The sequence below is a fragment of the Photobacterium sp. TY1-4 genome, from assembly GCF_025398175.1.
Taxonomy (GTDB): domain Bacteria; phylum Pseudomonadota; class Gammaproteobacteria; order Enterobacterales; family Vibrionaceae; genus Photobacterium.
In genome coordinates, this window is sequence record NZ_CP099735.1 from 1,796,688 (window position 1) to 1,809,286 (window position 12,599).

Sequence of the window (12,599 nt, forward strand, 5' to 3'; positions counted from 1 at the left end):
GAATTCCTATTCAGGTCTCATTTTCTTAATTGGATGCGGTACAGGTATTCGCTGTCGTGCGCACTGGAAAAGTGTCGGTGTTTATCTAAAAACGTCGTCACTTCCCCGCGCAGGTTCGACTGTGAGTTCAGCTTGTCGAACAGGGCCCAGGAACCTTTGTTGTCGTCTGTGATGGTGGTCTCCAGGAACCGGATGTCGCGAGTACACTCCCGGCTCAGGATCTTGTTCAGCATTTGCAGCCCAAGGCCCTTGCCGCGCTCGGAAGCGCTGACGGCAACTTGCCAGACAAACAGGGTGTCGGTGGTGTCCGGGCGTATATACGCTGAGGTGAATGCTACGACTGTGCCTTCTCGTTCCACGACTACACAGGTGTCGCGAAAGTGCGTGGTTTGTAAAAAGTTGCAATAAGAGGAGTTCGTATCCAGAGGCGGGCATGAATCGATGAGTTCATGAACACGTAAACCGTCCTCCTTATTGGGTTTGCGAAAGCAGTAGTCTTCCTGACTATCAGTTGATGGATTAGAGGTCATCACCCATGGTGCCATGGTAATCATTGGTCGCCACATTGTTTAGTGCTCTAATTAATTCCATTAATATACTAGCGATTGATTTAAGTATTTCAACCTTGAATTGATGTTAAACAGATGGGTGATTAGTTATCTTGTTGATTTTAAAGCGTATAAAAGTGTGAATTTTTTGCTGTGCTGGTTTTGTGCTGGGTTTTTATTTATAGCTCTAATGATTGTGGTGCGATGGATGATCCGGCCCTGTGCCGGTCATGCCTGCGGTCAGGGTAAACCGCATGGCTTCTTCAACGCTCATGTCGAGGGGGCGAATGGCGTTGCGGGGAATGAGGACGGCGTAGCCGCCAATCATGTAGCTGAGCGGCAGATAGACCAGAACGCTTTTGTCATCACGAAAGGATGCGGGCAGGCGTTCGGGGATCGGCTGGGTGACAAAGCCGATCACCTGCATGCCGGTGTCACCCAGGGTGACGGCGACCACTTGCTTGAATTCTTTACGGGTGGTGGGGGAGAAATAATCGAAAAAGTCGCGGATGGCCGGGTACACCGAGCGGACAATCGGCATGTGATACAACACTTGCTCCCCTTTGGCGAACAGGCGTTGGACTAGGTAGGCGTTCATCATCAGGCCGGTCATGAAAATCACGAACAAGCCGGTGATCAACCCCATTCCCGGCCAGTACCAATCGTGTGGCAAAATGGCTTGGATCAGGCTGCCCAACAGGGCTTCGGCGGACATCGCCAGCCAATACAGCAGATATAGCGTTAAAACCACAGGAAGCAGGGTAATGAGTCCGGTGATGATGTTTCTGCTGATAAATCCAAACATGGTAAAGCTCCCTTGGCCTGAGCGGAAAACCGAGGAAGAGTCGGGCCACCTCGATACCGTGGCGCTTTCTCTTCAGCTCTCTGGTTTAATCATAGGCCTGCCCGGTCGGGATTACCTTGCTCACAATGGGTTGCGTTGTTTCTCCTGGCCGAACTTATCGGCGTCCACCCCTTTTTTCCAGTAGCCGGTGACGTGAATTTGCTGACGTGGGATCCCGGCGTCACCCTGTAACACATTGCGCAGGGTACGGATTTGCCGCGCTTCCAGTCCGAGGAAGATGTGAGTGTCAGCCGGCAGTTGGCTGAGGTGGCTCAGGATGGCATCGGCCAGTCGATCCGGGCTGTCGCTGTCATCAACCAACCACTGGACTTCGGCGCGCTCATCAATATCGAGGTCAATCAAGTCTTCAGCGGTCGGTGTTTGGATCAGGGCCCGGATCTCCGCTTGCGGGTGGATCCATTTGCCGTAGCCGTTTACAGCATTAACCGAGGTCAGATCGCCGACCAGCAAATAGGCCGGGGCGTTAAAATCTGTCAGCTTCATTGGCCCGGGACCGGCAATCCCCACCGGATCCCCGGGTTGCGCTGTGGCGGCCCAGTCAGTCGCCGGGCCTTGATGGCGATGAACCACGAAGTCCAACACCAGACGGTTGGTCTGGGGATCGAACTCGCGGATGGTGTAAGAGCGCATCAATGGGCGTTGCTCACCGTGAAGGTCAAGGTTCGGCTGCTTGGTCGCGGCTTCGGGCAGGATCACTTTGACATACGCCCCGTCCTGATCGGCGGGAAAGCCATTCAGGTCGTCGCCGGTGACAATAATTCGCCGCAGGTGCGGGGTCAGATCGATGATCTCGGCGACGTGCGCCAGTCTTGCTTTGGGTTTCATGAATTGGTTTGCCTGATTGGAATATGGTTGATAAAATCAACTATAATTTAAAGGTTGATAAAGTCAACTATATTTATGCTCATCATATGAGGTGCAGATGTCGCGTCAAACCCCGATCACCGAGTCGATTTGGACACTTTCCCATCATTACCGAGTCGCGATCCGCAAGGCGATCCAGGCCAAAGAGCTCGGACTCAACGGCATGGTTGTCCGCTGCTTGCACATCATTGATGGGCACCCGCAGTGCACGGCCAATGTCATTGTGCAAACCATGGCGCGAGACAAAGCGCAAATTGCCCGTTTGGTAAAAGAGATGATGGCCTTGAACCTGATCGAGAAGCAGCCGAACCCGGATGATAAGCGCAGCCACTTGCTGGCGCTGACCGGGCAGGGCGCACAGCTCGTTGCCCGGATCCGCGCGGCTGAACTGGCACTGGATCAGCAGATGCGGCGTGGCATCAGTGAGGATGATTTGTCGGCTTTTCGTCGTGTTTCCCGTGCAATGGCCGATAATATCCGGAATATCGCAGAAGATAGCGGCAAAGGGTGAACGGGTCACCGTATGCCCGGAGAGTTGTCATTCATGAACAGAGCGCCGGTGAAACGACCGGCGCTTTTGGGTTGGTGGATACGACCACCGCGGACATCAGAGGTGCTTGTACATGCGGATCCGTTCGCCGCGGAAGTAGCCGGACAGGACCACGGTTTTGACGTCGCTGGCAGCGGTCGCATTGGCAGGGAGCCACTCGACATCGAGATTACTGAAGTGGCCACTGATAGAGGCTTCAGCCCCAGTTGTTTCGAGCAGATAGCTCAGTGTGGTCGGGCTGAACGGATGGCTGGCTTTTGCAGCCCAGGTGTGAATCAAGTCCCGGGTGATCAACTGGTAGCCGACTTTTGCCGGGCTGCCGATCAGATTGCCGAATTGAATATAGTCCAGCGCGCCGTAGCGAGAGATGATGACTTTATCGTTCAGCATGCTCATGCCGTATGGGTATGCATGTTGGTAAGCTTGCGACAGGATCACCTGGCGGCTTTGGTTGTCGATGATGTACAGGCGTTTCCCGGCCAATGCGGCGCTCAGCTGGCCGTCAGGAGATACGGCAAGGCCGATCACGGGGGCGCCGAGATCCAGCGTGGTACTGACACTGCCAGGGGCAGAAATCTCATACCAGTGAAGGCGCTCTGTGCCGTCGCTGACAATCAGGCTGCTGTCATTGTTGGTAAAGACAGCGGCAGAAATATCGCTGGTGCCCAGTGTCGCTTTAGGCTTCAAGGTTTGGCTATCCAGGATCGTCGCTTGATTGGATGTACCGTCAACCACCAACAGCTGCTGCTGGCTGTGATCGGCCACCAGCAGCGGCTGCGTTGTTGAAAGGGGATAGCGTACCCCTTGCGGCGCTAAGGTTTTGCTGGAAAGAAGTTGTAATTCGCTGTGTTGATATGAGCCGTTGGTAAAGACGGCAACAAGTTGATCTTGCTTATACAGCGGTGTAAAGGCGTTGATGTGATTATTCCGACACTGCGCAGAAGAAACCGGTACGGACGGTTGTGCTGTGACCGGCGGGATCAGGCTGGAAGCGCCGCCGAAGCTGTCGATCTTCATCTCGGCCGGGAGCGGCTGCGATTGACTGTTACCGCCGATCTCGGTGAAGAAGATCCCGTTTTCACCGGTTGAGGTACAGGTGTTACTGACCGAGGTATTGCCGTTCAGTGAGGGCCGGTACAGCAGGTAAGCCTGTTGGTTATCCTTGCCTTGTGCCGCAAAGCTCAAGACGGATGGTTTCTGAACAGGATACCAGTCATCATCATCATCATCGTCGTCATCATCATGATCAAACCCCTGATAGCCCCCCATTTCGGTTTGTGGCAAAGCCGCAGCACTTTCCACCGCCGGTGAGAATGAAGCATAGGCACCGGTCGCTGTATCCATTTGCATCAGCTGCTCATTCGCCAGCAAGGCCAGCAGCATCCCGTTTCCTGGATTTACCGTTATCGACTGCGGCATGGCTAACGCGCTGGTGGTGTAAGAGCCGGCCAGAAGATAGCGCTTGTCCAGGTTGAGGAAATGGGTATCCAGGTCGGTTTGCGTCAAGTGACTGGTAATGTCAAAGCTTTGCTCGCGGATCATCTTATCGACGGCGGCAGCAATTTTGAGATAGCTGGAATCCCCTTGCAGCGTGAGTGCATGGCGGAATGAAGCCAGGAGTTGATCGGTCAGTGCTTGCGGGCCGTGAATGCTTGAAAGCTCGCTGAAATTTATCCCGTACTTTTCACCAAAAATAGCCTGTAAGTGTTGTTCGGCCTGAACCTGACTGCCGGACACACTTGGGTTAAACATCATTTCGCTTTGGATGAGGGTGGTAAACGGGCTGATGATCTTGGCGGCCGCCGGTGCGGTCAGAAAATTGTCGCCGTGGTTGATCAGGTACGGGGCAGATTGGCCCTGAATTTTTTGCTCCAGGTTGGTTACCGTCGTTTCCAGCGCATCACAGGTCCCGCTGAGATCGGCGTCCACACAAATCGGATATTGTTTGTAATCATAGGCCGCAGTTTTTGTCTGTGTACTGTCGTCATCACTGCCACAGCCGACCAGTAAAGTACAACTGGCCACAAATACAGCGAGCCCCGAACGCTTAAATTTCTTTTCCATATTACTCTTTCTTGTTGATTTTAGGCCTCTTTTGGCCCGTTTTACGAACTGATTGTTAGCTTACTAAATCAAAATACAAATATAATTGATAATAGATATCATTTCTATTATCATTTCGCGGTTTTTTGCTTTTGTGCAAATTGTCACTTAATAAAATCAATGGATTAAGGGTTAGTTGTATGATGCTGGAAGGGAAGAAAACCTCTTTTGCGCTGACGATGATCGCAAGTGCGCTACTGGCGGGGTGTAATAGTTCAGACTCAGATCCAAAGCTATCGCCAGTCACGGAGAAGGAAGCCGCGACTGCTGAAATCTCGGGTGTCGCACTGGATGGCTATCTCAAAAACGCTCAGGTTTGTATCGATATGAACCACAACCTGAGCTGCGATAGCGGAGACAGTCAGATTGTGACAACCGATGCGCAAGGTCGGTACACACTAACCTACGATGGCATTGACTTGTCGAAGTATCATCTCCTGGTGGAAGCCCTGGCGAGCCAGACGGTAGATATGGACTCACCGAATGCGCCGATCCTGGATGGTTTTTCCCTGAGTGCTCCGGCGGATACTGCTGCTGTGATCAGCCCCCTCACGACCCTGACCCTGACCGTTGCCCGGCAGCTGGGGGTCGATTTTCAAACGGCTGCCACAATGCTGGCGCAAACGCTTGATGTTGATCGAACGCGGCTGACCTCCGATTTTCTGGCCGGCTCGCATACCAAAGATAAACAGCTCCATGCCCTGGCTCAAGGCCTGACAGCGCTGATGCAGGAAGCTGAAAAAGCCTCACTGTCAAATGGCGTGATTTTGAGCGATGTTCGCTCTGGCTTGCGCATGAAACTGGGCTTGCTGGACGTGAAGGCCCTCAAATCTCAAACCGATCCATTGGTCGGTACGACCAGCCACACCACGGCTCAGATCCGCGATCTGGTTCAAGCCTATGTGCCGGATATCACCATCACCCGAGAGGAAATGGAAGGGGCGCAGCTGTTGGTTCAGCCGCGTGCCCCGAAAGCGCCGGATAGCGGAGCGCTGAATATCAATGCCCGTACTTTTGACTGGCAATGGGTGGGCCTGTTGACCTCTCAGGAGCATTATGAATTTTCGATTGATGCAGGTGAACATTGGCATGCTGTCGCGCAAAAACCGCTTCATCTTGACCTGAAGGCGTACCAGGCCGGTGATATCCAGGTGCGGGTGAAGGCGGATTCTGGCAAGGGCTTCAAAGCCGGTCAGGTCCTGAAAAGTGAACAGCCGTTGGCACAGGCGTTGGTTCCTGCGGCACCGGCAGCAGTGCGTGTGGACGACGCCAGGAATCAGTTCGACTGGGATCTGGTTCCGGGGCATGACCATGCCACGGCATACGAATACTCTGTTGATCGAGGAATGAACTGGCAGATCGTCCACGCGAAACCGCAACCGGTCGGGGATGTGATGATCGCTGCCGGGGATCTGAAAGTACGTGTCGCGGCCGACGGTTCGGGCGCCAACCCTCACGCAGCGGGACTGGCGGCATCTTCAAGCGTCGCCTTTACCCAAACACCTCAGCAGCCAGCCAAGCCGAGCGGCATTCAGGCCAGCGATGAAACAAACTTCGTGGACTGGGATTATGTCGACAGTTTTACCAATTACGCCGACTATGAAGTCAGCCTGGATAACGGTCAAAGCTGGACAGCGGTGAGCCAAAAGCCACTGTCGGTTGGGAACCTTGACATTGCCAAGGGCGCGGTCCAGCTTCGTGTCGCGGCCAACCTTGAGAATGGCATGCCGGCAGGGGAGATTGCTGTGGTGGATCAGGCATTCACCCAAGAGATTGGCAAACCTGGGGCCCCGAGCCAGGGGACGGTGAATGATGTCGCTAACCAGTTTGATTGGGTCAATGTCGCAGGTTTTGACGATGCAGCTTTCTATGAGATATCGCTGGACAGTGGGCAAACCTGGTTGAACGTCAACGGTAAACCGGCGGCTATTCCGGATGAGCAATATGCTGCGGGTCAGGTATGCGTGCGCGTGAAAGCCAACGCCAAAGGCAATCACCCGGCCGGTGAGATTCTATGCTCATTAGCCCCCTTTACCGAAACTCCGGCAACCCCGGTTGCGCCGACTGCGCCGCTGACAAATGACAGTGCCGATACGTTTGGCTGGGCCTGGACGCCGGGCTTCACCCAAGCCACGGATTATGAAATACAGATCCAAGGGCAAGACTGGCAACCGGTCAATGGGAATCCGCACGCGCTGGCCAAAGACGGCGTCTTTGCCGCGGGTGAAGTTCAAGTACGCGTCAAAGCGGAGCCGTTAACGGGGCGTGAAGCCAGTGCTGCGCTGAGTAACACCGTTGCCTTCACCGTGAAGCCCGATCAGCCGGCGGCGCCAACCCAACCGGTGGCTGATGACACGGCGAATACGTTTGACTGGACGTTTGTACCCGCGTTTACCCTGATCGGTGATTACGAATATTCTCTGAACGGCGGACAAAGCTGGCAGAGTGCGAGCGCCAAACCGATTGTTGTTGGTGATGTGAACCTGGCGGCTGGCCAGGTGCAGGTGCGCGTGAAAGCCAATGTGCAAAACGGCATGCCGGCGGGTCAGGTGCTGAAAAACACGACCGAGTTTATTTCGGGTGAACAACCGGACGCGCCGACATCCCCGGAAGTAGTGAATAAAAATTTCGGAGATCGATATAACGAAGTCAAAACCAACGGCTTGCGTTGGGTGTGGACAGATTCCACCTATGACAGCGCAACACATTATGAGTTTACCAACGACGGCGGAACCACCTGGCACCCGGTGACCAGCAACCCGCAACATATCGGTCCTCAGGCTTATGACAAAACGCGAGTCGGCGTTCGGGTGAAAGCGGATGCGATTGAAGGGGAGTCCAATGCGCCGGGCCAAGTGATGTGGGCAACTGATGCGGCAGCGGATTTTGTCGCCCTGCGCGTTGTTCCCCTGACCCGCTGGGACCAGCCAGTAGCGTTAAGTTCTTATAATGGCAATTGGTCGGGTTCTGCAAAATGTTATGCCGAATATGATGTAGCAGGGGAAGGCGAACCGCAGTTCTGGACATATAAAGGGGATGCCTATTCCGATGAAAAAAGCGACATCCCAGGACTAATCGATAGCGCTGCGTGTGGGCTTACGGGGTGGGTCTTGTTGTCGAAAGAAGACACGATTGCCAAAAATACCGGCGATTCCAGTTACATTCCTTCTTCCTGGGACGATGCCTTTATCATCAATGATAGTTATCCGCGATACTGGGCAACTTCAATGGAAAACGGCCAGCCGACTTTCGTTGCGGTGCAAAATGGTCAGGTCGTCGATCTTTCGACATATTCTACGGCTGATATCGTTACGACCTGGTTCCTGCCGGAGACGGCGACACTGCTGACTGATGCTGCAAGCCTGCGCACGGATTTGCAAAACCTGCAAACATCGACCAATGCGCAGTGGCAAACGGTATCTGCCGCCGCTGTCAGCCTGATTGACCGCATCAAAACAGTCAATCAAGTGCAGCAGGCGACGCTATTGTCGGATATTGCAACGTTCGGCCATGATACCGAGAGCGTTGCAAGCAACCTACAGCAGCAAATCGATGCCAATGCGAAACGGCTCGCGGTGTTTGCCCTGTACCAGCATATGCTGGATATTCGTGAAGGACTCGATGCAACGCACAAACGGACGATTCTGCAGGATATCGAAACGGCCACTTTGATTCAGGCTGATCTGGTCGGGAAACAGCAGGCGTTGGCTGCTGTACAGCAAATTGCGACAGCCATGGCTGCCGTAACCAATGTAAAAGTTGGACATGCGGCGCTGTTGCTTCAAGTACAAGCGCTGAATCATGCCGGCATGGGCAGTGATATTCACGCACAAAGCCTGAGCCTGTATGAGGCGATTGCTGCACTTTCGCCGCTATTGGACCCCTTAACTCAGTCAAATCAAGCCTTGCAAGCGGCATTGGTATCTTTGGCCGGCAGCGATGATCAAACCCTGCTGGATGCACTGAAAGCGCTGGAAACCCTGGTCTTGGCGCAACCCGATGTGGACAGTGTCGCCGACTATACCACCCAGGCTGAAAACGGCTTAGTACGTGCTCATCATGCAGGTTATGTTGTGACGAGCGCCGATGCACTGGTTGGACAACACTTCTCGAAACTGGATATCCACGGCCGCTTCCTGCCGACATCCACCACATATGCACAAGGCTGGCGTTGTGTGCTGGATAATCGCGATCCGGCCCGGGCACGCACCTGGACTCTGCTCAAGGATGGCTTACCGGAAGGTCAGGACGATCTGGCGTTCGATGCTTCGGCATCAGGGTTGCCGAGTGTGCTCGGTGCCGGTGGGTTGCTGGAAACGGCCAATGCGAAAGTTCACTGTGGCCGTTCGGACTGGAAACTGCCACATCCTGCTCAGCTCCAATCGCTGGAAACCGCGACGGTGAACGGCAAGAACACCATCGATACGTCAGTGTTCCCACATCACTTGGCATTGTTGCCGGAATACGACAAGCCTAGGTATGACGGGGAGACGTCATTCGATTACTGGACTTCGGAGGCTGCACGTTGGACCGGCACCCAATACATTTATCGTCACCCAACGGCCAACATGGATAGTCAGACGACTTACGATTATACGAATGGTGGCGAAAATAACCTCGTGCTTGGACGACTGCTTGCCGAACATTCTCCTTCCTATCAACTGCTGGATAAAGACGGCAACGTTGTCACCGATATTGCGCAGGCGAAGTGTGCTTATCAGCCGGACAGCAAGCTGACCTGGCAGCTGTTTGATAGCAGCGGCGATGAGCGCAGGCTGAAATACAGTGCAGTGCAGGCGGAAGTGGGGACACAAAATGCCGCACAACTGTGTAACAAGACAAACTGGCGGGTACCGGCGCTGACTGAACTACAAAACCTGTTGCCAATCAATACTTCCGTCTTTCGTCATAACGAATCGGATAACCGTTATTACCGTTGCTACTTTACCGATCAACCGTCTGGCTCCAGTGACCAGGCGTGTTACGACATGACCGAAAGTAAGGTCATTGCTGCATATGATTATTCATCATACATGTACCGACTGGTGGCATCCGACTAATTTTGCAATTCCCTAGAAAAATCGTGACTCCCCCGGAGTGGGGTGAGTCACGCCTATTGTTTGAAGAAATCCTTAGGAACCAATGAAATGAAAATGAATTTAAAAAAACAGCGCGGCGCGGCTGCGATTGAGTACGCCATTCTGGCCGCAGCAATGTCGCTGATCATGATGAACTTCTTGGGCGGTGACGGGGACCTCACCAAGGCGATTAATACCACGTATGAAGAAGTGATTAACGGATTGAACTCAATTCAGAGCGATAAATCCTGAGGCTTCTGACCGCATCTTTTATTTCGCAGAAACAGAATAAAGTATGAAAGCAAAACGAATTGTTTACCTGTCGCTGTTGATGTCTCTGGCAGGGCTGGTCTGGTTGGGCTTGCAGCTCACCGTGCCGGTGCCGAAGCCTGAAAAACAACAGGCAGAGCAAAGACAACTGGAAGTGCTGGTGGCCGCCCGGCCGGTGAAAGCCGGGCGGCAGTTCAGTACGTCCTTGTTCGAATGGAAACAAGTTGATGCCGAGGCCCTGCAGCATCGACTCGATTATATCGACAGAGCCAAATTCGATCTGGCGCGGTTACGTCAAACCGTGCTGGCCGGTGATTTTGCCGCCGGGGAAATCCTCAGCGTTGCCGATTTTATCCAGCCGGAAGCGGGCGGTTTTCTGTCCGTGATGCTGCGTCCCGGCTATCGCGCGGTGTCGGTGCCGGTTGATCAGGTGACCGCGAACTCTGGCCTGATCGGCCCTGGTGATTATGTTGATGTGTTGCTGCTGGCCTCGAAAGAGCAGGAGCTCAGAACCCGTGGTAATGAAACCCACAGTCTGTATGTCAAAACCATTGTTCAGAAAGCGCGGGTGCTGGCATTGAATGATGCAGTGCAGGCCGAACGCTATCTGGAGGTGCAAGAGAAATATCAGGGATTTATCCCAGAAAACAGCGCTGTGACGCTGGAAGTTTCTCCCGAGCAGGCCAATAAGGTGCTGCTGGCCAACCAGCTCGGCACCTTATCGATGGCGTTGCGCAGCAAACATGATCAGGCGCTGGACTGGACGGAATCGCAGCAAGTCCATATTGACGATATCTTCCCGGAAGCCAGGCTGGTGCAGCCGGATATTGGGTTGGTGGAGTTTCGCGCCAAAGACAAGCGGGTGATGAACAAAACAGGGATGCAGGATGATTAAACAAGTTCTTGGACAAGTTCTTGGGCAAGTGCTCGGCAAAGCGCTTGGTGGGGCTATGCTGCTGTTCATGAGCTTTGCTTTGCAAGCTCAGGCGTTGAATGTGGTATTGGATCAGGCGCAGTTGATCACCCTGCCGCAACAGGCGAAGTCGATTTTTATCGCCAATGACAACGTCGCGGATTACCAGGCCCTGACCAACACCAAAATCATGGTGTTTGGTAAGCAAGCCGGTTCGACGTCCCTGTACGTGCTTGATGCTGGTGAGCGGGTGATTTATACCACCACCGTCAAAGTCAATCATGATGTTGAAACGCTCAATACACTGATTGGGAAAGAATTCCCGGATGCACTGGTCTCGGCTGAATCACTTGCCGGCAAGTTGTTCCTGAAAGGTCAGGTGCCGACTGCGGTCATGGCAGAGAAAATTGTGCGTCTGGCGGAAGGCTATGTGTCACAGCCACAAGTGTCTGCTTCGAGCGGTGAGTCGGCTCCATCCGGTCAGGCTGAAGCGTCCGGGCCGTCGGCCGCCCCACCGACCGGTGGCAACAAGGATGAGCTGATGAACCAGCTGGCCGTGACCATGCCGAATCAGGTGAATTTGAGGATCCGGATCGCGGAGGTCTCCCGTAAGGTCTCGAACAAGCTGGGGATCAAATGGGGTACGCAGGGTACCGGGTTGGGGACCGGCACGTTCGGCTTCTTTGACAACTACGGCGGCGCTGCCGGTGCCATGAACCCGGCTTCCTGGGCGGATCTCTCGGTGATCGTCGATGCGCTGGCCAGCAATGGCATGATGTCGGTGCTGGCCGAGCCCAACCTGACGGCGCTCAGTGGCGAGGAAGCTTCGTTTCTGGTCGGGGGAGAAGTGGCCTTGCCGTTGGTGTTCGGCGATACCGCCAACGTCATGTTCAAATCGTTCGGGGTTCAGCTGAACTTCAAACCCACGGTGCTGAGTGAAAACCGGATCAGCCTGCAGGTTGCACCGGAGGTCAGCACGGTTGCTTCTGAAACCACAGCGGTGAACGGCACCACTTTCCCATCTTTTGTGACCCGCAAGGCATCCACCACCATTGAGTTGGCCAGCGGCCAGAGTTTTGCCCTGGGGGGACTGCTGCAGTCCAAAGATGTCGAGCAACTGCAAAAGATCCCGCTGATTGGCGATGTGCCGGTGCTGGGCAGCCTGTTCCGCTCGAATGAGTTCCAGCGGGAAGAAACCGAACTCATCATCATTGCGACGGCGTATCTGGTGCAGCCAACGCGTGGCGATACGTTGCCGCTACCGACTGACGGCCTGATCCCGCTCAGTGATGTGGAGCGTCTGCTGGCCATACCGCAGCAAAGTTCCGAAGCGCGTTTGGACGTGTTGCGTTCTGATAATCGTCAGCCTCGCTTGTTGGGCGACAACGGATTCTATTACTGAGGTGAA

At 54.1% G+C, this 12,599-nt stretch carries 9 protein-coding genes; 5 read left to right on the forward strand and 4 right to left on the reverse strand.

Annotation, left to right across the window (positions count from 1 at the left end; all coding sequences use genetic code 11):
- Positions 1-17: 17 nt before the first annotated feature.
- The 3 genes from ectA to NH461_RS24770 all read right to left on the reverse strand — a co-directional run bounded on the left by ectA (position 18) and on the right by NH461_RS24770 (position 2,238).
- Positions 18-566 (reverse strand): diaminobutyrate acetyltransferase, encoded by a 549-nt coding sequence (gene ectA, locus NH461_RS24760; RefSeq protein WP_261603612.1) that lies wholly within the window; start codon positions 564-566, stop codon positions 18-20.
- Between the two features lie 169 nt (positions 567-735).
- Positions 736-1,353, reverse strand: coding sequence for a DUF502 domain-containing protein (locus NH461_RS24765; protein WP_261603613.1), 618 nt, complete (start codon positions 1,351-1,353; stop codon positions 736-738).
- Between the two features lie 120 nt (positions 1,354-1,473).
- Positions 1,474-2,238, reverse strand: a complete 765-nt coding sequence (locus tag NH461_RS24770; protein WP_261603614.1) for a siderophore-interacting protein — start codon at positions 2,236-2,238, stop codon at positions 1,474-1,476.
- Between the two features lie 97 nt (positions 2,239-2,335).
- Between NH461_RS24770 and NH461_RS24775 the strand changes: the two genes are divergently transcribed.
- Positions 2,336-2,788, forward strand: coding sequence for a MarR family winged helix-turn-helix transcriptional regulator (locus NH461_RS24775; protein WP_261603615.1), 453 nt, complete (start codon positions 2,336-2,338; stop codon positions 2,786-2,788).
- A 96-nt stretch (positions 2,789-2,884) separates the two neighbouring features.
- On the opposite strand, the gene NH461_RS24780 is transcribed toward NH461_RS24775, so the two are convergent.
- Positions 2,885-4,891: a YncE family protein gene (locus NH461_RS24780; protein ID WP_261603616.1), complete on the reverse strand. Its 2,007-nt coding sequence runs from the start codon at positions 4,889-4,891 to the stop codon at positions 2,885-2,887.
- A 179-nt stretch (positions 4,892-5,070) separates the two neighbouring features.
- Between NH461_RS24780 and NH461_RS24785 the strand changes: the two genes are divergently transcribed.
- The 4 genes from NH461_RS24785 (at position 5,071) to NH461_RS24800 (ending at position 12,593) form a co-directional block, all read left to right on the forward strand.
- Complete coding sequence (locus NH461_RS24785) at positions 5,071-9,990, forward strand: DUF1566 domain-containing protein (protein ID WP_261603617.1); 4,920 nt, start codon at positions 5,071-5,073, stop codon at positions 9,988-9,990.
- 93 nt (positions 9,991-10,083) lie between these two features.
- Positions 10,084-10,260, forward strand: coding sequence for a Flp family type IVb pilin (locus NH461_RS24790; protein ID WP_261603618.1), 177 nt, complete (start codon positions 10,084-10,086; stop codon positions 10,258-10,260).
- A 43-nt stretch (positions 10,261-10,303) separates the two neighbouring features.
- Positions 10,304-11,173 carry a Flp pilus assembly protein CpaB gene (gene cpaB / locus NH461_RS24795; protein WP_261603619.1) on the forward strand — a complete coding sequence of 290 codons (870 nt, stop codon included), beginning with the start codon at positions 10,304-10,306 and terminating at the stop codon, positions 11,171-11,173.
- Between the two features lie 55 nt (positions 11,174-11,228).
- Complete coding sequence (locus NH461_RS24800; protein WP_261604630.1) at positions 11,229-12,593, forward strand: type II and III secretion system protein family protein; 1,365 nt, start codon at positions 11,229-11,231, stop codon at positions 12,591-12,593.
- Positions 12,594-12,599 lie beyond the last annotated feature (6 nt).

What these genes read in the sequence shown, in the direction of transcription:
- NH461_RS24800 (WP_261604630.1), top strand. Translation starts at nt 11,229, where the DNA reads ATGCTGCTGTTCATGAGCTTTGCTTTGCAAGCTCAGGCGTTGAATGTG.
- NH461_RS24785 (WP_261603617.1), top strand. Translation starts at nt 5,071, where the DNA reads ATGATGCTGGAAGGGAAGAAAACCTCTTTTGCGCTGACGATGATCGCA.
- NH461_RS24790 (WP_261603618.1), top strand. Translation starts at nt 10,084, where the DNA reads ATGAATTTAAAAAAACAGCGCGGCGCGGCTGCGATTGAGTACGCCATT.
- cpaB (WP_261603619.1), top strand. Translation starts at nt 10,304, where the DNA reads ATGAAAGCAAAACGAATTGTTTACCTGTCGCTGTTGATGTCTCTGGCA.
- NH461_RS24770 (WP_261603614.1), bottom strand. Translation starts at nt 2,238, where the DNA reads ATGAAACCCAAAGCAAGACTGGCGCACGTCGCCGAGATCATCGATCTG.
- NH461_RS24780 (WP_261603616.1), bottom strand. Translation starts at nt 4,891, where the DNA reads ATGGAAAAGAAATTTAAGCGTTCGGGGCTCGCTGTATTTGTGGCCAGT.
- NH461_RS24765 (WP_261603613.1), bottom strand. Translation starts at nt 1,353, where the DNA reads ATGTTTGGATTTATCAGCAGAAACATCATCACCGGACTCATTACCCTG.
- ectA (WP_261603612.1), bottom strand. Translation starts at nt 566, where the DNA reads ATGTGGCGACCAATGATTACCATGGCACCATGGGTGATGACCTCTAAT.
- NH461_RS24775 (WP_261603615.1), top strand. Translation starts at nt 2,336, where the DNA reads ATGTCGCGTCAAACCCCGATCACCGAGTCGATTTGGACACTTTCCCAT.